At 72.1% G+C, this 19865-nt stretch carries 16 protein-coding genes; 13 read left to right on the top strand and 3 right to left on the bottom strand.

What is annotated here, in order from left to right; genetic code table 11:
- Positions 1–17: 17 nt before the first annotated feature.
- From NLX86_RS11125 to NLX86_RS11105, 5 genes are all read left to right on the top strand, one after another.
- A complete protein-coding gene (locus NLX86_RS11125; protein ID WP_254371479.1) occupies positions 18–440 on the top strand; it encodes a hypothetical protein in 423 nt (140 codons plus the stop codon).
- Positions 437–1561, top strand: a complete 1125-nt coding sequence (locus NLX86_RS11120) for an acyl-CoA dehydrogenase family protein (RefSeq protein ID WP_254371478.1) — start codon at positions 437–439, stop codon at positions 1559–1561. The genes NLX86_RS11125 and NLX86_RS11120 overlap by 4 nt, the downstream gene beginning before the upstream one ends.
- 61 nt (positions 1562–1622) lie before the next feature.
- Positions 1623–2432, top strand: a complete 810-nt coding sequence (locus tag NLX86_RS11115) for a phosphate/phosphite/phosphonate ABC transporter substrate-binding protein (RefSeq protein WP_254371477.1) — start codon at positions 1623–1625, stop codon at positions 2430–2432.
- 5 nt (positions 2433–2437) lie between these two features.
- Positions 2438–3421, top strand: a complete 984-nt coding sequence (locus NLX86_RS11110; protein WP_254371476.1) for a radical SAM protein — start codon at positions 2438–2440, stop codon at positions 3419–3421.
- A gap of 322 nt (positions 3422–3743) precedes the next feature.
- The gene (locus NLX86_RS11105; RefSeq protein ID WP_254371475.1) at positions 3744–4046 is read left to right on the top strand and encodes a DUF1876 domain-containing protein; all 303 of its coding nucleotides are present in this window, start codon (positions 3744–3746) and stop codon (positions 4044–4046) included.
- A gap of 68 nt (positions 4047–4114) precedes the next feature.
- On the opposite strand, the gene NLX86_RS11100 is transcribed toward NLX86_RS11105, so the two are convergent.
- From NLX86_RS11100 to NLX86_RS11090, 3 genes are all read right to left on the bottom strand, one after another.
- Positions 4115–5407, bottom strand: coding sequence for a cation:proton antiporter (locus tag NLX86_RS11100; protein ID WP_254371474.1), 1293 nt, complete (start codon positions 5405–5407; stop codon positions 4115–4117).
- Positions 5394–5948 (bottom strand): flavin reductase family protein, encoded by a 555-nt coding sequence (locus NLX86_RS11095; protein ID WP_254371473.1) that lies wholly within the window; start codon positions 5946–5948, stop codon positions 5394–5396. The genes NLX86_RS11100 and NLX86_RS11095 overlap by 14 nt, the downstream gene beginning before the upstream one ends.
- A 121-nt stretch (positions 5949–6069) precedes the next feature.
- Complete coding sequence (locus NLX86_RS11090; RefSeq protein WP_254371472.1) at positions 6070–7674, bottom strand: tryptophan halogenase family protein; 1605 nt, start codon at positions 7672–7674, stop codon at positions 6070–6072.
- Positions 7675–7972: 298 nt separating this feature from the next.
- On the opposite strand from NLX86_RS11090, the gene NLX86_RS11085 reads away from it, so the two are divergent.
- The 8 genes from NLX86_RS11085 to NLX86_RS11050 all read left to right on the top strand — a co-directional run bounded on the left by NLX86_RS11085 (position 7973) and on the right by NLX86_RS11050 (position 19815).
- Positions 7973–8932, top strand: coding sequence for a BTAD domain-containing putative transcriptional regulator (locus tag NLX86_RS11085; protein ID WP_254371471.1), 960 nt, complete (start codon positions 7973–7975; stop codon positions 8930–8932).
- Between the two features lie 329 nt (positions 8933–9261).
- Positions 9262–10773, top strand: coding sequence for an aldehyde dehydrogenase family protein (locus NLX86_RS11080; RefSeq protein ID WP_254371658.1), 1512 nt, complete (start codon positions 9262–9264; stop codon positions 10771–10773).
- Entirely contained in the window at positions 10770–12878 is a 2109-nt protein-coding gene (locus NLX86_RS11075; RefSeq protein WP_254371470.1) for a non-ribosomal peptide synthetase, read from the top strand. Before NLX86_RS11080 ends, NLX86_RS11075 begins: the two co-directional genes overlap by 4 nt.
- 3 nt (positions 12879–12881) lie before the next feature.
- Positions 12882–13631 (top strand): thioesterase II family protein, encoded by a 750-nt coding sequence (locus tag NLX86_RS11070; RefSeq protein WP_254371469.1) that lies wholly within the window; start codon positions 12882–12884, stop codon positions 13629–13631.
- Positions 13628–13927, top strand: a complete 300-nt coding sequence (locus NLX86_RS11065; protein ID WP_374213867.1) for an MbtH family protein — start codon at positions 13628–13630, stop codon at positions 13925–13927. The genes NLX86_RS11070 and NLX86_RS11065 overlap by 4 nt, the downstream gene beginning before the upstream one ends.
- Position 13928: 1 nt before the next feature.
- Complete coding sequence (locus NLX86_RS11060) at positions 13929–15167, top strand: cytochrome P450 (protein WP_254371467.1); 1239 nt, start codon at positions 13929–13931, stop codon at positions 15165–15167.
- Positions 15164–19102, top strand: coding sequence for an amino acid adenylation domain-containing protein (locus NLX86_RS11055; RefSeq protein ID WP_254371466.1), 3939 nt, complete (start codon positions 15164–15166; stop codon positions 19100–19102). Before NLX86_RS11060 ends, NLX86_RS11055 begins: the two co-directional genes overlap by 4 nt.
- Positions 19102–19815 (top strand): 4'-phosphopantetheinyl transferase superfamily protein, encoded by a 714-nt coding sequence (locus NLX86_RS11050; RefSeq protein WP_254371465.1) that lies wholly within the window; start codon positions 19102–19104, stop codon positions 19813–19815. The genes NLX86_RS11055 and NLX86_RS11050 overlap by 1 nt, the downstream gene beginning before the upstream one ends.
- Positions 19816–19865 lie beyond the last annotated feature (50 nt).

The raw sequence follows: 19865 nt of genomic DNA, 5'->3' as shown, positions 1-19865 counted from the left end.
TCCCAAGGAGGCATCCGGTGAACGCATCCCGCGCACCACGTACGGCGACCGCCCGGACCGCCGTCGGCCTGGGCCTGGGGGCGGCGGCGAGCACCGTACTGGGGATCGCGGACGGGACGCCGTGGCGGCTGGTCACGCTCGGCGGGACGGGAACGCTGGTCCTGCTGATCCTGGCCGCCGTGGCGATTGCCGCGGGGCTCTCCGGGGTGCGGGCGCTGATCGTACTGGCCGGTACCGGATTCCTGGCGGCCGCCGTCCTGCAACTGGTTCAGATCGGCTGGACCGGGGCGAACCTGCTCGGCGGCGACGGCTCCACCGTGGCCCTGCTGCTCGGCTTCGCCGTGGGACTGCTCGCTCTCGGCCTCGCCCCTGCTGTCACCCCTGCCGCCACCCAGACTCCGTCCTCCGCTCCCTCCCAGGGAAGGCATGACCCCATATGAACCTGGACAGCGCACTCAAGCCGGTTCTGGCCGTGGCCGCGGAGCACGCCCCCGCGGTCGACGCGGACGGCCGGTTCCCCGAGGAGGCGGTCTCGGCTCTGGGTGAGTCCGGCCTGCTCGGCCTGACCATTCCCGCACGGGAGGGCGGACCGGGAGCCGGTCCGCGGGAGTTCGCCCATGTGGCGGCGGAGCTCGCGGCCGTCTGCGGTTCGACCGCCATGGTCTACCTGATGCACGTCTGCGGCGCCATGACCGTACTGGCCGCACCACCCCCGGCACTGCCCGCGTTGGCGGCCGGCCTGGCCACCGGCAGGACCCTGGCCACCCTGGCGTTCAGCGAGCCCGGCTCCCGCTCGCACTTCTGGGCGCCGGTCTCGCAGGCCAAGCGCAACGGCGGCGAGGACGTGCGGTTCACCGCGGACAAGAGCTGGGTGACCTCCGCCGGACACGCCGGGCTCTACGTCACCTCCGTACTGTCGGCCGACGAACCCGGCACGGTCGACCTCTACGCCATCGAAGCGGACCGGCCAGGCGTGAGCGTCACGGGTTCGTTCCGAGGACTCGGACTGCGCGGCAACGCATCCGCACCGATGCGGTTCGAGGTGACCGCACCCGACCCGACGCGTCTGGGCCCTGCCGGTACGGGGCTTGCCCTGATGACCGACACGGTCATGCCCTGGTTCAACCTCGGAAACGCCGCCGTCTCGCTCGGCCTTGCCCGAGCGGCCCTCGAGGCGGCAGTCCGGCACACCAGCAGCGCCAGACTGGAGCACACCGGCCAGACACTCGCCGAGTTGCCCACCATCCGTGCCCGGCTGGCCCGGATGTCGCTGCAGCTCGAAGCGGCGAGCGCCTACATGCGGAGGGCGGCGGAGTCCATCGCCGCCCCCGACGAGCAGACGCCCCTCCATGTCCTCGGGGTCAAGGCGCTGGCCAACGACACCGCTCTCGCTGTCACCGACGACGCCATGCGCGTATGCGGCGGCGCCGCTTTCTCCAACCACCTCGCCATCGAACGGTTCTTCCGGGACGCACGCGCCGGACATGTCATGGCCCCCACCGCCGACGCCCTCTACGACTTCTACGGCAAGGCCATCACCGGCCAGCCGGTCTTCGGCTGACCAGGAAAGGCCAACCAGGAAAGGCCAACCAGGAAAGGCCAACCAGGAAAGGAAGAGTCGCATGGAACCGCTGGTCGTCGGAGCAGTGGCCTACACCCCCAACGTGGTGCCCATCTGGGAAGGCATCCGCGACTACTTCCGCACTGCCCCGGTCGAGATGGACTTCGTCCTGTTCTCCAACTACGGCCGGCAGGTCGACGCACTGCTTGCCGGTACGGTCGACATCGCCTGGAACACCAACCTGGCCTGGGTCCGCACCGTGCTCCAGACCGATGGCCGCGCCCGGGCGCTGGCCATGCGCGACACCGACCTGGCGTTCCGCAGCCACCTCGTATGCCGCGCGGGAGCCGGACTGCGCGGCCCCGGCGACCTCACCGGGCGACGCCTGGCGCTGGGCAGCCGCGACTCGGCGCAGGCGGCGATCCTGCCGCTGCACTATCTGAGCCGCCAGGGCCTCGCTCTCGCGGACGTGGAACTCCTGCGTACGGACAGCGACATCGGCAAGCACGGCGACACCGGCCGCAGCGAACTCGACTCCATCCGGGCCGTACTCGACGGCGACGCCGACGCCGCCGCGATCGGCATCACCACCTGGGAGTCCATCGGACGGGACGAGCTGATGCCCGGCACGCTGGAGTCCTTCTGGACCAGTCCCACCTACTGCCACTGCAACTTCAGCACGCTCGACACCCTCGACCCCGACCGCGCCAGCGCCTGGACAGCACATCTGCTGGCCATGGACTGGGATGATCCCGAGCACCGCAGGATCCTGGAACTGGAAGGCCTCAAGCGCTGGGTGCGCCCTGAACTCGATGGGTACGCCGACCTGTTCGAAGCGGTCGAGGAACAGCAGATCGCGCCCCGATGGTGATCCCGATGGATATCCTTGAGCTGATCGAGAAACTCTCCGCCACAGCGGACGGAGACGCCGTCACGCTGCCTGTCGCGTCATCGGACGAAGCGGAACTGGCCGCCGCGTGGTGCGTCCGTACCGGCAACACGTTCGTGGCCGGCGACGGCACCAGCATTACGGTACGGCGCGGGCGCCCCCCGGATCCCATCGCCGTACTGCGTGCGGACCGCCGTCCCGGGGCACGCCTGTGGCTCTACACCAACTTCGACTGCAACCTCGCCTGCGACTACTGCTGCGCCCGGTCGTCACCGCAGACAGCCCGGCGCGCTCTGGGCGTGGACCGGGTCCAGCAGATCGCGGACGCAGCCCCGGCCGCCGGAGTCCTTGAGATCTTGCTCACCGGCGGTGAACCGTTCCTCCTGCCGGACCTCGGCGACATCGTCGCCCACTGCACCTCCGCGCTGCCCACCACTCTCCTCACCAACGGCATGCTCTTCCGCGGACACCGGCTCGAGATGCTCCGGGCGATGCCCCGCGACAGCCTCGCTCTGCAGATCAGCCTCGACTCGGCCACCCCCGACCTGCACGACTCCCATCGCGGCAAGGGAACCTGGGCCAAAGCCGTCGCCGGCATCCGCACCGCCCTCGGCGAGGGCTTCACCGTACGGGTGGCCGCCACGCTCACCACCGACGACCGGCACGAGGAGAGGGACCTGCGGACCTTCCTCGATTCGCTCGGTATCGCCCGCGAGCACCAGGTGGTGCGCCCCCTCGCTCATGAGGGGGCCGCCGACGACGGCCTGGAACTCACCGTGCAGACCCTGATCCCCGAGGTCACCATCACCGCCGACGGCGTCTACTGGCACCCCGTCGGAGCCGACAACGACGAACAGCTCGTCACCCGCGACATCTTCCCTCTCGATGCCGCCATCGATCTCGTACGGGAGCAGTTCCGCGCCTACCGGAACGCCGCGGATTCCACCGCCCGCACGTTCCCCTGCGCGTGACCGGCAGCACCGGCCGGACGGCGGCGGCCCGGACGGCATACTGATCCCGGGCGCGAGTGCGGCCTCTCCTTCTACCGGGAGGCCGCGGACAGCACGAGCTACTACCGCGACCTGCTGTTCGCGCTCCAGGACGAGGAAACCGGCGGCGAAGCTCGGCTCCCTGACCATCGAGGACATCGCGCCGTACACGATTCGCCTCAACGCGGTCGCGGTGCGGCAGGAGCTCCAGCCAGCGGCCTGACCGCCCGAGGTGGATCCTGGAGGCAGGAAGGACTGCGTCGCGGCGGCGCGCAGTGGCCGAACGCGGGCGAGGAGGTACGCGATGACTCGGACGCTGGAGTGGCAGGTTCGCCTCTATCTGGCCGAGGAGGACGGCACGACGCGGGCCCGGGCGGTGCTGGATACCGGGGCCATGACGCTCACCGGTCATGGAGTGGCCCGATGCAACCCCCAGGACGTGGACGTGCCCGCGATCGGTGACGAGCTGGCGGCGAGCCGTGCCATGCGAGATGTCGCCGTACAGCTGATGAGGGCCGCCGACCACGACCTGGAGGCCGTCGGCGCCGGAACCGTGGAAGGGCGGGAGGAGCCGCCGCCGTACGGCTGGACGGTCACGGCGACCTAGGGCGGCGATGGTCGAGCCGGCCCACGGCATGGTCTGCCGTGGGCCGGCTCGTCGCACCGCGCCGTCGGTCAGCCCCGGGACGGCGTGACGGCGGGTGAAATATCCGGGGCGACGTCCAGAGGTGGTGCCGGAAGCGGGGTCGGGGCGGGGTGCAGCCGGCTGACCGCCGGGGAGGTGATGGCCGTCGTGATCAGGGCCATCAGGACCAGCATGGTGAACAACTGCGGCCCGATGACGCCGAGTTCCAGACCGATGTTGAGAACCACCAGTTCCGTCAGACCGCGGCAGTTCATCAGCGCGCCGATCGACAGGGCCTCCCGCCAGGACCGGCCGCAGGCGCGGGCCGCTCCCGCCGCACCGCCCCATTTGCCGAGCACCGCGACGGCGAGGACCGCACCCGCCCAGAGCCACTGCACCGGGTCCGCCGCCAGGACCTCGATGTCCGTGCGCAGGCCCGTGTGGACGAAGAACAGGGGCAGCAGTACGGGCACGGCGACGGCGCGCAGCCGGGCGGCCGAGACCTCGACGCGCTGGGCTCCTCGCGGGGTGACCACACCGAACAGGAAGGCCCCGAAGAGGGCGTGCACCCCGATCGCGTCGGTGGCCAGGGCGGACAGGCTCAGTCCGCTGCACAGCGCCACCAGCACCATCGCGTCGTTCGCCCGGTCGGCCCGTGCCGCCCACCGGGCGAGCAGCGGCCGCACCGCGTAGAGCATGAACGCCGCGAAGGCCACGGCGAGCGCGGCCGTGGTTACCGCATCCATCGGGGAGCCGGCCGACGCGAGCGCGACCACCACGGCCAGCAGGCACCACGCGGTGACATCGTCCACGGCGGCGCAGGCCATCGCGAGCGCGCCCAGCGGAGTGCCGTACAGGCCCCGGTCGATGAGGATCCTGGCCAGCACCGGGAACGCCGTGATGCTCATCGCCACCGCGACGAACAGGACGAACGGCAGCCGGCCGACCCCGTCCGGGGCGAGCTGCCCGTACATCCCGAGCGCCAGCACGGCGCCGAGCGCCATCGGCAGCAGCATGCCCGCCTGGCTGACGGCGACCGCGATCCGGCTGTGACCGCGCAGCGCGCCCAGGTCCAGTTCCAGACCGACCAGGAACATGAACGAGAGCAGGCCCAGCTGGCCGAGCATCGAGGTGAACGGGAGCACGGCGTCCGGGAAGAGCCAGGCTTGCGCCCCCGGCCACACCCATCCCAGCAGTGACGGCCCGAGCAGAATGCCGGTCGCGATCTCGCCGACCACAGGCGGCTGCCCGAACCGGCGGAAGAGCGCCGCGCCCGCCTGGCAGACGAGGATCACCACCGGTACGGCGACCAGCAGCGCGGGCAGCGGATCAGCGGCGGACACGGGCGGCTCCTTCGGACGGCGCCGCGGCCGGCTGCGGTACCGCCGCGGCGTCGGACCAGCGGGCGTAGCGGCGGCGGCCGTAGAGCAGCGGCTGCGCCGTCTCCCGTACTGTCACCCGGCTCACCTCGGCGAAGACCGCCGTGTGGTCCCCGAAGCCGACGGTCTTGACGACCGCGCAGTCCGCGATGGCGTGCGCGTCGGCAGTCAGATGCGGGCCGCCCGCGCCCAGCGGCAGCCGCCACTCGGTGCGTTCGAACCGGTCGGGCGCCCCCGAGGCGAACAGATCCGAGGTGGCCCGCGCCCGCTCGTGCAGCAGGTTGAGAGCGAACTGGCCCTGCGCGAGCAGGACGTCGAGAGTCGGGCTCGCCGTGCGTATGCACACCACCAGGGTGGGTGGGCCGAGCGCGACGCTCGCCAGGGAACTGCAGGTCATGCCACGCGGGGAGGCATCGGCGTCGAGGGTCGTGACGACCGAGACCCCGGACGGGAACCCGGCCATGAAGGGGCGCAGATCGGCCGGTTGGGGCGCGGAGTTGGGCATGTCTGACTCCTGAAGGGTCGCTGGAGCAGTGCGGCCCGGCAGCCGGCGGGAGAGCCGTGCTGCCGGGCCGTGGAAGCGGCGGTGGGCCGCCGCGCCGAGGGGACGGCGAAGGTCGTTCGCCCTACACGCCGCCGTGCAGCCGCCGCAGATAGTCGTAAGCGCTGGGCAGCGTCTCCAGCAGGTTCTGCTGCTGGCGCTTGACCGCCTCGAACAGCGGCTCGGCGCCGGCCACCGACTCGGGCTTGTGCGCGAGCGCGGGGAGTGGCGCGTCCGGGACCAGGCCCAGGCCGGAGAAGATGCAGTAATAGCTGCCGTTCGTCCAGAAGTTGCGGAACTCGGCCTCGAAGTTCCCGTAGTACGTCGACTCGTCGGTGATCGGCGAGTTGATGGGCAGACCGGCCTTGTACGCGGAGATCTTCTGCTGGATGTTGTCGGGGAGGGTCAGTTTCTTGTTGGCCTGCCAGAACGGCGTGTCGTTGCGCGGCGCGTAGAAGAAGTGCGCCTGGATGAAGTCTCGGGTGTCGTCGAACATCACCTCGATCTCGTGGTTGAAGCTGTTGACCAGCCCGTCGTTGAACGTCTTGTCCGGGAAGTGCTTGGCCAGCTGGTAGATCGCCGCGGTGATGAAGTAGATGCCGGTCGACTCCAGCGGCTCAAGGAAGCAGGACGACAGACCGATGCTCACGACGTTCTTCACCCACGCGCGGCGGTTGCGCCCGACCCGGAAGCGGATGTGGTTGAACTTGGTCTCCTCGGGGTCCAGACCCCACATCTCGGAGAACTCGGCTGTGGCCGCGTCCTGGTCGGTGAACTTGCTCGAGTACACATAGCCGGTGCCGAAGCGGCCCAGCATCGGGATCTTCCAGGCCCAGCCGGACGACATCGCGATCGCCGAGGTGTACGGCTCCACGCCATTCGCCTCGTCGTCGTGCGGGACGGCGGTGGCGACCGCGCTGTCACACAGCAGGTGATCGCTCATGTCGATGAACGGCTCCGCCATCGCCTGGTTGATCAGCAGACCGCGGAAGCCCGAGCAGTCCACGAAGAAGTCGGCCTCCAGGACCTGACCGCTCTTGGTGTGCAGCGCCGTGACATAGCCGCGCTCGTCCTGCTGGACGCGCGTCATCTCGTCCTGGACATGGTTCACGTCCTGCTTCTCGGTGGCGAAGCGGCGCAGGTAGTCGGCGACGAGCTGGGCGTCGAAGTGCCAGGCGTAGCGGGTGGCCGACCGGCCGTCGAGCCAGCGCGGCGCCTTCATCGCGTCCATCACCGGGGGCTCACGGAAGCAGGCGTAGTCGAACGGCTCGGTGGTGCGGCCCTCGTACTTGCGCTTGAACCAGTAGTGCGACAGCGGAGTCTGGTCGTAGTCCGGAAGCAGGCCGAACGGGTGGTAGAAGTGGTCCGGCCGGCCGTCGGGAAGCTCACGCGCCGCGGCCTCACCCTGCCCCTCGGTGCGCCAGTTCACGAACCGTACGGCCATCTTGAAGCTGGCGTTGCACTCCCGCATCCACTCGTCCTCGGCGATACCGAGGTAGTCGAAGAAGGAGCGCTGCAGGTTCGGCACCGTGGCCTCGCCGACGCCGATGCGCGGAATCGTCGGCGCCTCGAGCACGGTGATGTCGACGGTGCCCTGGAGTGCCTTGCCGAGATACGCGGCGGTCATCCAGCCGGCCGTGCCGCCGCCCAGGATGACGACCTTCTGGAGCCGGGTGTCGGTGCTGGTCATGTATCAGCCCTCATTTCGGAGAACGGCGCCGGTCGGGGTGGTCGAGGCATCAGTGTGGGCAGCCGCCCTATTACGGAGCTACACGCGTAAGTCCTGGCCGGTATAGGGCGGTTGTAGGGGCCCGGAACACACTCGCCGCACGCAGATCGGCACGCAGATCGGTATGTGACGGACGGACCTCCGGGAGGAAGCGATGACCACCGCGGTGACCGAGGAAGCGCGGCACAGGGGCATCCCCTGCTCATGGGGGTCCCCCCTGCTCGAGCGAAGCCGAGAGCTCGGGGGAGGAGCCGAGAGCTTGGGGAAGGTTCGGATCCGTTTCCTGGGAGACTTCGAGCTGACCGTGAACGGCAGCCCCGTCGAGCGGTGGCGGGCCGGCAAAGCGCGCGGACTCTTCCAGTACCTGGTGATCCACCGGGGCCAGACGCTCACCCGTGACCGGCTGTACGAGGCCCTGTGGCCCGGCTCGGACGGATCCTCCGGAGGCAGCTCCCTGAAGGTCGCGGCGCACGCGTTGCGCAGGGTGCTCGACGCGCACCCGGAACGGCCCTCGGACTCCGGGATCCGGCTGCTCTACCGCGACTTCGGCTATGTCCTGGACGTGGCCGACCTGTGGTCCGACGTGGACCGTTTCCAGGAACTGGTGCACGCGGGACTGCGGGCCTCGGCCAAGCGCGACACCGTGCTCGCCCGCACCCGCTTACGGGCCGCCATCGCGCTGTACGGCGGCGAGTTCCTCCGGGGCGAGAGCGCCGACTGGGTCGCCGAGCAGCGCGAGTACCTCAGGTCCCTGGCACTGCGCGCGCTGGTCGTCCTGCGCACCGATGCCGAGGGTCGCGAGGACTTCGCGGAGCTGATCGAGAGCTGCCGGCGCACGCTGGAGATCGACCGCCACCACGAGGAGACCTACCGTGCGCTGATGACGGCGCACGGCAGGCGGGGCGAACTCGCGGCCGTACGGAGCTGGTACGAGCTGTGCGCGCGGCGTCTGCGCGACGAGCTGGCCGTGGCACCCGCCCGGGAGACCGAGCTGCTGCTGCGCGCGATGATTCCGGCCGCCCGGTCCGGTGCCGGGACTGTTGCCGGGCCCGCCGCGCCCGCCGCCGTTCGTACGGCCCGTACTGCCAGGACCGCGGCCATGCGGACGACCGCACCCGTCCCGGCGGAGGCCGCCACCCTCGCGACCGGCCGGCTCCGGCCGGTACGGCGCACCAGGCCGGACGCCCGTGCCGCCGGCCTCGCCCGGCTGGCCGGTTGAGGGGGTGTCCGACGGATCACGCGGATCACGCGGATCACGCCGGCCCGCGGCCGCCCGGCGCACCGCGCCCCGCCGCGTCCACCAGCCGCTCCCCGGCGGGCGCAGGCTGAGCGGCCTGATCGTCAAGACACCCCTGGGGCTGTCCGGCCGCCCCGCCGGCCGCCCTCGCCCCGCCCGCACGTCGATCTGCGATTCAGCGATTCAGCGTTTCAGCGACTTAGTGATTCAGCGATCCAGCGATCAAGCGACTCAGTGAGGACCCCACCGTGACCGTGCTGACCGTGCCGCAGGACTCCGGCGCACCACAGGCCGAGCCGTACGCGCCCCCCTTGCCGCCCCGTTACGACGACCAGTGGATCGGCGGCCGCTGGACCACCTCCGACGCCGACGGCCGCCTCGTGGTGACCGACCCGAGTACCGAACAGCCCCTGGCCACCGTGCCCGCGGGCACGGCCCGCGATGGCGACCTGGCCGCGCGCGCCGCCGCCGCGGCGTTCGCCGGCTGGGCCGGCACGCCCGTACGCGAACGGGCCGCCCTGCTCCGCCGGGTGGTCGAGGGCCTGGAACAGCGGGCCGGCCGGTTCGCCGAAGTGATCACCGCCGAGGTGGGAGCGCCCGCCCGGATGGCCCGTCAGACCCATGTCGGCCTCTCCATCGGCATGGCGGCCCACTGCGTCGAGACCGCCGCCTCCTACGCCTTCGAGGAGCGGGTCGGACACTCGCTCGTGGTGCGCGAACCCGCCGGGGTCGCCGCCTGTATCACCCCGTGGAACACCCCGCTGCTCCTTACCGTGCAGAAGCTCCTCCCCGCGCTGGCGGCCGGCTGCACCGTGGTGCACAAGCCGAGCGAGATCACCCCGCTGCACGCCCGGCTGCTCGCCGAGGTGTTCGCCGAGGCCGATCTGCCGCCGGGCGTCTTCAACATGGTCGTCGGCGCCGGCGGCACGGTCGGCGCGGCCCTCGTCACCCATCCGCTGGTCGATGTGGTGTCGCTGACCGGTTCCACCCGCGCCGGCCGCGAGGTGTCCGCGCTGGGGGCCGACGGCGTCAAGCGGGTCCATCTGGAGCTGGGCGGCAAGAACGCCAGCCTGGTCCTGGACGACGCGGACCTGGACGCGGCGGTGCGCGCCACCGTCGACCAGATGCTGTTCAACTCCGGCCAGACCTGCCTGCAGTGGAGCCGCCTGCTGGTGCCCAGGGACCGCCAGGACGAGGCGATACGTATCGCCGGCGACGCGATGGACGGATACGTGACCGGCGACCCGCGCGACCCGGCGACCGACCTCGGCCCGTTGGTGTCCGCGGCCGCGCACGAGCGGGTGACCGGCTACATACGGCGCGGCGCCGCCGAGGGCGGGGCCCGCCTGGTACGCGGCGGTCCGGAGCGCCCGGCCGGACTGGAGACCGGGTACTACGTCCGGCCGACGATCTTCGCCGATGTGGACCCGCTGACCACGATCGGGCAGGAGGAGATCTTCGGGCCGGTGCTGTGCGTCATGCCGTACGACGACGAGGACGAGGCGGTGCGGATCGTCAACGGCACCCGCTACGGGCTGCACGGCGCGGTCTGGTCGGGCGCCGACGACCGTGCCGAGCGGATCGCGCGACGGTTCCGCACCGGACTGGTCGACGTGAACGGCGGACAGTTCAACCCCGCCGCGCCGTTCGGCGGGTTCAAGCAGTCCGGGATCGGCCGCGAGTGCGGAACCGCCGGACTGGAGGCGTTCCTGGAGACCAAGTCGATGCAGCTGCCGCAGGGTCCGGGCGGCCAGGTGGTCGGCCCCCGGCTGCGGGCGACCGCGCCCGCCCGCCCCTCGGACACGGAGAGGAACGAGGGATGACCGCCCAGCACGCCGTGCCCGCGCAGGCGACCGCCACCCCTGGCATTCCGGCCGGCGGCACGCCACAGGCCCAGGACGGCGGGTCACCGCGCGCCGGGGTCGGCGGACCCGGACGTCGCGGTGTGCCGCCCCGGTACGCCGCGCCCGACGACAGCGACGCGGGACACGAACGGGGCGCACTGCCGCCGCTGTTCGCGGTTCTGGAGCGGTGGACTCGCGAGCGGCCGGACGAGACCGCCGTCAGCGCCGCCGACGGGACCCTGACGTATGCGGCACTCACTGCCCGTACGGCAAAGATCGCCGCGGCGCTCGCTGCCGCCGGCGCCGGACCCGAGACCGCCGTCGGGCTGCTGCTGGGCCGGTCCCGGGAGAGCGTGCCCGCCCTCCTCGCCGTCTGGAGCCTGGGTGCCACCGCCGTACCCCTGGATGCCGGGCATCCGGTTGAGCGGCTCGGGCACGTACTGCGGGACGCCGAGGCCGCCGTACTGGTCGCCGCCGCCGACGTACCGGCCGGGCTCGACCTCACCGGAGTCCGCACCCTGAGCCCGGCTGAGTGCCGGCGTGCCGCCGCCGGGTCGCTCGCGGTGACCGTCCCCGTCCCCGACACCTGCGCGTATCTGATCTACACCTCCGGAACAACCGGCCGCCCCAAGGGAGTTGAGGTCACCTACCGCGGCCTCGACACGTTCATCGACGCGCTCGCCGGACTCGGTCTGACCCCCGGCGGGCTCGGACTCAACGCCGTCTCGCCCGCGTTCGACGGCTGGCTGTGGTGCACGCTGCTCTATCTCGTGCACGGCCAGGGCGTGGCCCTGGTCGATCTCTCCCTCGACGGGCTGCGTGAGGCCGCCGCCGAGGGGCGCGAGGCGCTGCCCGCCGGGCTGCGCACCGCATCCCTCACTCCCTCGCTGCTGGCCGCGCACGGCGGAGGGCTCGATTCCGCCGAGGTGGTCGTGGTGGCCGGGGAGGCCTGCCCGGCCGCGCTCGCCGAGCGTTTCGCACGGGATCGCCGGCTGCTCAATGTGTACGGACCGACTGAGGTGACCATCGCGGCGACCTGGGCCGACAGTGAGCGGGGTGACGATGTGAGCGCCATCGGACGACCGCTGCCCGGCTACCGGGCGTACGTACTGGACGACGAGCTGCGGCCGGTGCCGGGCGGGTCGGAGGGGGAGCTGTACCTCGGCGGCCCCGCCGTCGCCCGGGGCTACCGCGGACGGCCCGGAATGACCGCCTCGCGCTTCGTGCCCGACCCGTTCCAGGGCGGCGGCTCCCGGATGTACCGCACCGGCGACCTGGTGGTGCGCCGCCCGAGCGGCGAACTGGAGTACCGGGGGCGCCGCGACGACCAGGTGAAGATCCGCGGCCACCGCATCGAACTCGGGGAGGTGGAACGGATCGCCGCCGAACTGCCCGAGGTGGTCGCCGCGGCCTGCTGCCCGCTCTCCTCCGGGCAGACGCTGGGCCTCGCCGTGGTGGCCGCACCGGGTACCGACCCGGTGACACTGGCCGGCCGGGTCGCCGACCGCTGCCGCAAGCTGCTGCCGGAGGCGGCGGTGCCCGCCACCGTACGGGTGCTCGACCGGGTGCCCACCCTCAGCACCGGCAAGGCCGACCGGGAGGCGCTGGCGCGCGAACTGACCGCCCCCGACGGGCAGTCGGCGCCGGTGGTCGACGCGAGCGCGCGCGAGCGCGAGGTGATGGCCGTGTGGGCCGAGGTGCTGGAGTGCGAAGTGCCCGGCCCCGAGGCCGACTTCTTCGACCTGGGCGGCCACTCCCTGGCCGCCGCCCGCGCGGTGGCGGAGCTGCGCCGCCGCACCGGACTCCGGCCGACCCTCGGCACACTGCTGGCCCACCCGACGGCGGCGGCCCTCGCCGCCGCACTCGACCGGCTCGCGGCGGGGCCGGCGGGGCCGGCGGTGACCGGTCCACCGGCCGAACCGGCAACCGCAGCCGCGCCCGCCGCCGGTAACCCGGCCGCGCCCGCCGCTGCGCCTTCGGGCGAGCCTCCCCACGCAGGCTCCACCGCCGCGAGCACGGACGGGCCCGTCGCCGACGGCGTCGCCGCCGCGCGTCCGGGCGAGTTCGTCGGCGGGGGAGGCTGAGTCATGGGTACCTGGATTTCCACCTGGCCCGGCGGGCCCGAGGACAGCGCCCTGCCCGCACTGCTCTGTCTGCCCCCGGCGGGCGCCGGGTGCCAGCAGTTCCGCGCCTGGCAGCCGGTGCTGGCCGGTACCGCCCAGGTGTACGGCGTCCAGCTGCCGGGGCGGGAGAACCGCTGGCGTGAGGCCATGCCGGACACCTTCGGCGAGGCAGTCGAGGCCATCGCCGGTGAACTGGTCCGCACCGTCGCCGCCGACCGGCCGCTGGTCGTCTTCGGCCACAGCTTCGGCGGACTGCTCGGCTACGAACTCGCCCGCCTGGTCCCGCCGCGGGCCCTGGTCGTCAGCGCCTGCCGGGCGCCCGGCCACTGGGACGGCGCCGGCCGGGGCATCGTCGACGACGACGAGGAGCTGGACAAGCTCTTCGACACGGCCGGGCTCGACCCCGCCTTCCTGGACGACGACACCCGCGCCCTGATGGTCGAGATGCTCCGCAAGGACGCGCGGCTGTCGCTGAGTTACGCGCATACGCCCGGCGCCCGCCTCAACCTCCCCGTACACGCCTGGGGCGCCGACGGCGACGAGACCGTCACCTCCGCGGAGCTGGACGGCTGGGCCGCGGTCACCACGGCCGGCTTCCACCGGCACCGCACAACCGGTGGCCACCACGCCGTACTGCGCCGCCCCGAGCCCGTACTGAAGCACCTGGCCGGGCTGCTGCGCGGCGACGACGCCCTGCTCTCCCGTCCCGCCTGACAGCTAGGGGCTGTCCGGCGGATCTTTCCTACCCGGCCCTGATCGGCCGGACAGCCCCTAGTGCCTCGGCCCGAACACCCCGCCCGAGCCCGGAGGACACCGTGCCCACCACCTACCAGGTCCTGGTCAACCACGAGGAGCAGTACGCGCTGTACCCCGCCGTGCGCGCTCTGCCCGACGGCTGGACGCCGGCCGGGTTCACCGGCACCGAGGACGAGTGCGCCGCCCATGTGGACGCGCACTGGACCGACACCCGGCCGCTGAGCCTGCGCGCGTCAACCCGCGGAGGAGTCTGAGATGCGGATCGATCTGCTCGACCCGGCCCCGTACGGCCGCAACGACTTCTGGCCCGCGTTCACCTGGCTGCGCGCCAACTCGCCGGTCCACTGGCACCCCGAACCCGGCGGCGGTGACGGCGACGACGGCTTCTGGGTGCTCAGCAAGCACCGCGACATCGTGCGGGTCTACGCGGACAGCGACACCTTCAGTTCCGGGCAGGGCATGCGGCTGGGCAGCGATCCGGCCGCCGTCGCCGCCGTCACCCAGCGGATGCTGATCGTCTCCGACGCGCCCCAGCACACCCGTCTCAAGCGGGCGCTGTACCAGGCGTTCGGACCGCAGCAGATGCCCCGGCTCGAGGCCCTGGTCGAGATGGTCGTCGGCGAGCTGGTGGCCGAGGCCGCCGAGCGCGACGAGCTGGACTTCATCGACCTCGCCAAGCAGCTCCCCAACCGGGTCGTCTGCGCGATGATGGGCATTCCGCGCGCCGACTGGGCCTGGATCGGGGCCCTGACCACCGACGCCTTCGACTCGCCGGACGAGACGGTGCGCAGCAACGCGCACTCGGAGATCTTCCTCTACTTCATCGAGCTGCTCGGCGAGCGCCGGGCCCGCCCCGGCGACGACCTGGTCAGCCAGATCGCCCACGACACCCTCGTCGACGAGGGCGACGGCACCGCGCGCCCGCTCAGCGACGAGGAGATCGTCTTCAACTGCAATGGCGTGCTCTCCGGCGCCAATGAGACCACCCGCTACTCCGCCGCCGGCGCGGTGCACATGTTCGCCGAGCAGCCGGAGCAGTGGGAGCTGCTGCGCCGCCTCGGCCCCGACGGCATCGCCCCGGCGGTCGAGGAGATCCTTCGCTGGACCACCCCCGGTGTGCACGCGCTGCGCACCGCCGGGCGCGACACCGAGATCAACGGGGTCTCGATCGCCGCGGGCGACCGGGTGACGCTGTGGAACGTCTCGGCCAACCGGGACGAGGACGTCTTCACCGACCCGCACACCTTCCGGGTCGACCGCCGCCCCAACCGGCATGTCGCCTTCGGCCACGGACGCCATCTCTGCCTCGGCGCCCGGCTGGCCCGTTTCGAACTCGGCGCCCTGCTGACCGAGATGCTCGCCGTGCTGGACGGTTTCGAACTCACCGGTCCCGCCGTCTTCAACTCATCCAACTTCACCTGGGGGATCAAGAGTCTCCCGGTGCGGCTGCTGCGCAGCCGAGCCTTCGCAGAAGCAGAAAGGGCCGCGCTGTGACCACCGCACTCGTCGACTTCAACCGCACCGACACCGACTTCCCCGCCACCGGATACCCCGAGCTGCTCGCCCAGCAGGCCGCCCGCACCCCCGCGGCCCCCGCCCTGGTGCAGGGCGACCGGTCCTGGACGTACACGGAACTCGAGGCCGCCACCAACCGGCTGGCCCACGCGCTGATCGCCCACGGCGCCGGCCCCGGCGAGCGGATCGGACTGTGCTACCCGCGCAGCGCGGACTATGTCATCGGCTCGCTCGCGATCCTCAAGACGGGCGCCGCGATCGTCGCCCTCGACCCGGTCAACCCCGACGACCGGCTCGCCGCGATGATCGGCGACGCCGGGCCGCTGCTGGTCCTCACCTCCGCCGAACTCGGCCCGCGGATACCCGAGGGCGTGGTGCGGGCCGAGGTGGCCACGGCCGGCCGTGGCCAGTCCGAGGCGCCGACCGGCGTCCCCACCGGCCCGGACACCGTCAGCCACCTCATCTACACCTCCGGCTCCACCGGCACCCCCAAGGCCGTCCTGGAGCAGCATGGGGCGCTCACCAATCTGGTGCACTGGACCGAGCGCGCGTACGGGGTCCGCCCCGGCGACCGCGCCTCGTGGATGTCCACGCCGGGCTTCGCCGTACAGATCATGGAGTGGCTGCCCTATCTGCCGACGGGCGCCGCGATCCACATCCCCGAAGCCGGACAGGCGCAGACCCCCGAGCAGATCCGCGACTGGCTGGTGCGGGAGCGCATCACGCACACCATGCTGGTCGCCGCGCTCGCCGAGCCCGTCTGGGGCCTCGACTGGCCGGCCGACAGCGCGCTGCGGATCCTGGTGACCACGGCCGAGCGGGTGCACAGCTGGCCGCTCACCGACACGCCGTTCCGCGTGGTGATGACGTACGGCACCACCGAGACCACGAACGTGCTGTCCTGCCTCGACCTCGGCGCCGGCATCGACTTCACCAGCCAGGCCACACCCGAGGAGATCCGCACGACCCGGCAGGTGCCGGTCGGTGTGCCCATCGCCAACCTCCGGGTCCATCTGCTGGACGAGGACGACCGTGAGGTGGCGACGGGGCAGGTCGGCCGCCTGCATGTGTCCGGCGCCGGTGTCGCCGCCGGTTACCACGGCCGGCCCGAGCTGACCGCGACGAAGTTCCGTCCCAACGTGGTCGACGGGGACCCGCACCCGGTGCTGTACGACACCGGGGACCTGGCCCGCCGCCGCGAGGACGGCGCGGTGGAACTGCTGGGCCGATCGGACTCGCAGGTGAAGATCCGGGGCTTCCGGGTCGAGCTGGGCGAGGTCGAGACCCATGTCGCTCGGCTGGACGGCGTCGCCGAGGCCGTCGTCGTCACCCAGGAGCGCGGTCCGGGCGACAAGCGGCTCATCGCCTATGTGTCGCCCGAGGCCGGCGCGGAGCCGGACTCCGGTGCGGTGCGCGCCGAGGTGGCCCGCACACTGCCGTACTACATGGTGCCCGGCACGGTCGTCGTGCTGCCCGAACTGCCGCGGCTGGCCAACGGCAAGGTGGACCGTCGCCGGCTGCCCGAGCCCCCGGAGATCCGCGAGGGCGTCAGCGCGGGCTACGAGGCGCCGCGCAACGAGGTCGAGGACGGAATCGTCCGGCTGTGGGAGGAGGCGTTCCGCAGCAGCGGCGTCGGTATCCACGACAACTTCTTCGAACTGGGCGGGCATTCGCTGCTGGCGTTCCAGCTGATCGACGAGATCCGCCGGCGCTACAGCGTCGAGCTCAGCCTCTCCGATCTGTCCACCTGTCCGACCGTCGCCGAACTCGCCACCCTCATCACCAGCGAACGTGCCACCGGACGCGGTGAGTTCGGCGGACTCCCAGCCATCGTCCCGGACCCGGAGCGGCGCTTCGAGCCGTTCCCCCTCACGGAGAGCCAGCAGGCGCTGTGGATCGGCCGCGGCGGACTGGTCGAGCTGGGCAACGTCGGCTGCCACGGGTACTTCGAGTGGGAGAGCGAGCGGCTCGACGTCCCCCGGTTCGAGGGCGCCTGGCGACGGCTCGTCGAGCGGCACGACGCGCTGCGCACGCGGATCCTCCCCGACGGCACGCAGCAGGTGTACGCGCAGATCCCGGCGTACGAGATCCCGGTCACCGACTTCGGCGGTCTCGAAAACGCGACGCGGGAAGCCGAACTGACCGCCCTGCGCGAGCAGTTGTCCCACCAGGTGCTGGACGCCGACAGCTGGCCGCTGTTCGACGTACGGATCAGCCTGCTCGGCGGCGGCCGCGCCCGGATCCATCTGTCGCTGGACTTCCTGGTCGCCGACGCCTGGAGCTACTTCCAGGTCCTCATCCCCGACCTGGTCACCTTCTACACCGAGCCGGACGCCGACCCGGCGCCGCTGGAGCTGACCTTCCGCGACTATGTGCTCGCAGTCGGGAACTCGCTGCGTGACAGCGAGCTGTACCGCCGCTCCGAGTGGTACTGGCGCGACCGGCTCGCCACCCTGCCGCCCGCCCCCGAGCTGCCGGAGCGCCCGGCCGACGCACCCGCACTGCCCGTACGGTTCGAGCGGCGCAGCCACGTCGTGGACCCGGACCTGTGGACCCGGATCCAGGAGCGGGCGCACGCCCGCGAGGTGACTCCCTCCGGTGTGCTGGCCGCCGCCTACGCCGAGATCCTCGGCCGGGCCGCCGGGCAGGCTCGCTTCACCATCAACTTCCCCCTCTTCAACCGGCTGCCGCTGCACCCCCAGGTCAACGCGCTGCTCGCGGACACCACGACCACCCTGCTGCTCGCCGTCGAACAGCAGGACACCACCTTCGCCAGGCGCGCCCAGGCGATCCAGCGCCGGCTGTGGGCCGACCTCGAGCACCGCTACTTCAGCGGAGTGCAGGTGCTGCGCGAACTGACCAAGTTGCGCGGCTCCCTTGCGCCCGCCATGCCCATCGTGATGACGAGCCTCGCCGGACACCCGCCGCAGTACGAGGAGACCGAGCTGGGCGTACCGGTCTACGGCATCTCCCAGACGCCCCAGGTCTCCCTGGACTTCCAGGTCTTCGAGAAGGCCGGCGGCCTCACCTTCAACTGGGACTTCCTGCCCGCCGTCTACCCGGACGGCGTCATCGAGGCGATGTTCGAGGAGTTCCTCGCGCTGCTCGACGCGCTCGGCGAGGAGGAGATCTGGGAGCGCTTCTCGCCGCCGCCCGGCGACGAGACCTCAGTCCCCGGGCAGACTGAGGAGCGTGACACGGGCGACGCCTGGGAGCGCTACTGGGCCGGCATCGAGCGGACCGGCCGCGGCGGCGACGTCATCTGGGACGCCGACAGCGGCGAGGAGTTCCACTGGCTGCTCGGCCAGGCCGAGCGGCACTTCAAGGCCGGGCTGCCGGTCATCGACCTGGGTTGCGGCAACGGCCGCTACAGCCGGGAACTCGCCCCGCACTACCCTCGTGTCGTCGGCGTCGACGTCTCGGCCAGCGCCATCGAGCACGCCAGGCGCGAGGCGGCAGGGCTGCCGAACGTCGCGTACCTGGCGATCGACATGACCGATGCCGAGCAGGCCGTGGCGCTGGCCGACGGGCCGTACAACATCTTCGTCCGCGGTGTCTTCCATGTGCTGGACAGCGCCGCCCGGGCCCGGCTCGCCACCGTCGCCGGCCGGCTGCTCGGCCCCGACGGGGTGCTGATCGTGCACGAGCCCGACTACTCCAGCAACTCCTTCGGCTACCTCGGCTTCGTCGGCGGCAAGCGCGGCCGGGCCGAGGACCTGGTCGGCCCGCTGGAGGCGGCCGGTGTCCGGCACTCGCACCGCTTCACGCGGCCCGAGCTGACCGAGGCCTTCCCCGAGACGGACTGGGAGGTCGTCGACGACGAGGCGATCGAACTGCACGCCATCGACCCGCAGTCGGACTCCGACGCCCTGCGGCTGCCGGGCTACTACGCGGTGCTGCGCCGCAAGCAGTGATGGGCAAGCTGGGTGAGAGGGGCGGGATCGCGCTGGCCGCGCGGACCGGAGAGGCGCTGGCCGCGGCCGGTGACGTACGGGCGCTGCTGACCCGTACCGAACTGGCCCGGGCCGACGCCCTCCGGTCGGCGGGCGACCGGGACGACTTCCTGGCCGCCCACGCCCTGGTCAGGCTCTGCGCCGGGCGGCTCCTCGGCTGCCCGGCGCAGAGCCTCACCGTCGTGCAGAGCTGCGGGCAGTGCGACCGGCCGCACGGCCGGCCGCGGCTCGTGGAGTCGCCCGGACTCGGAGTCAGCTTCGCGCACACCAGGGGCTGGGTCGCGGCCGTCGCGGCCCACGGCCCGGTGGGCATCGATGTGGAGGCCGACGGCGGCGGGCCACTGGACTGGCGGCTCGCCCAACTGGCCTGCAACGAAAGGGAGTTGGCGGCACTGCGAGCGCACCCGGACCCCCGGCGGGCGTTCCTGCGCCAGTGGGTGCGCAAGGAGTCCCTGGTCAAGGTCGGGGTGGCCTCGCTCGACGAGCTGGGCTGCCTCGACGTTCCGGTGTACGGGGACGAGGCGCCCCGCTGGCGGGACTGGCGGCTGACGGACTGGCGGCTGACGGACTGGGGTGGCGGAGGTGCCGTCGGATGCGTGGCGGCCCGGGAACACGTACGACTGCGGCTGCTAGGCCCTGTCCGGCCGCATGCCGGGCTCGCGTGCCCGCAGTGACATCAGCCGCTCCGCGGCGGGCCGCGCCTCGCCGCGTTGTCGTCGGTCGC

Origin of the sequence: Streptomyces sp. A3M-1-3, assembly GCF_024213665.1 — a bacterium.
Lineage (GTDB): Bacteria > Actinomycetota > Actinomycetes > Streptomycetales > Streptomycetaceae > Streptomyces.
The sequence above is the reverse complement of the archived record's forward strand: the minus strand, read 5'-3'. Positions and strand labels throughout refer to the sequence as shown.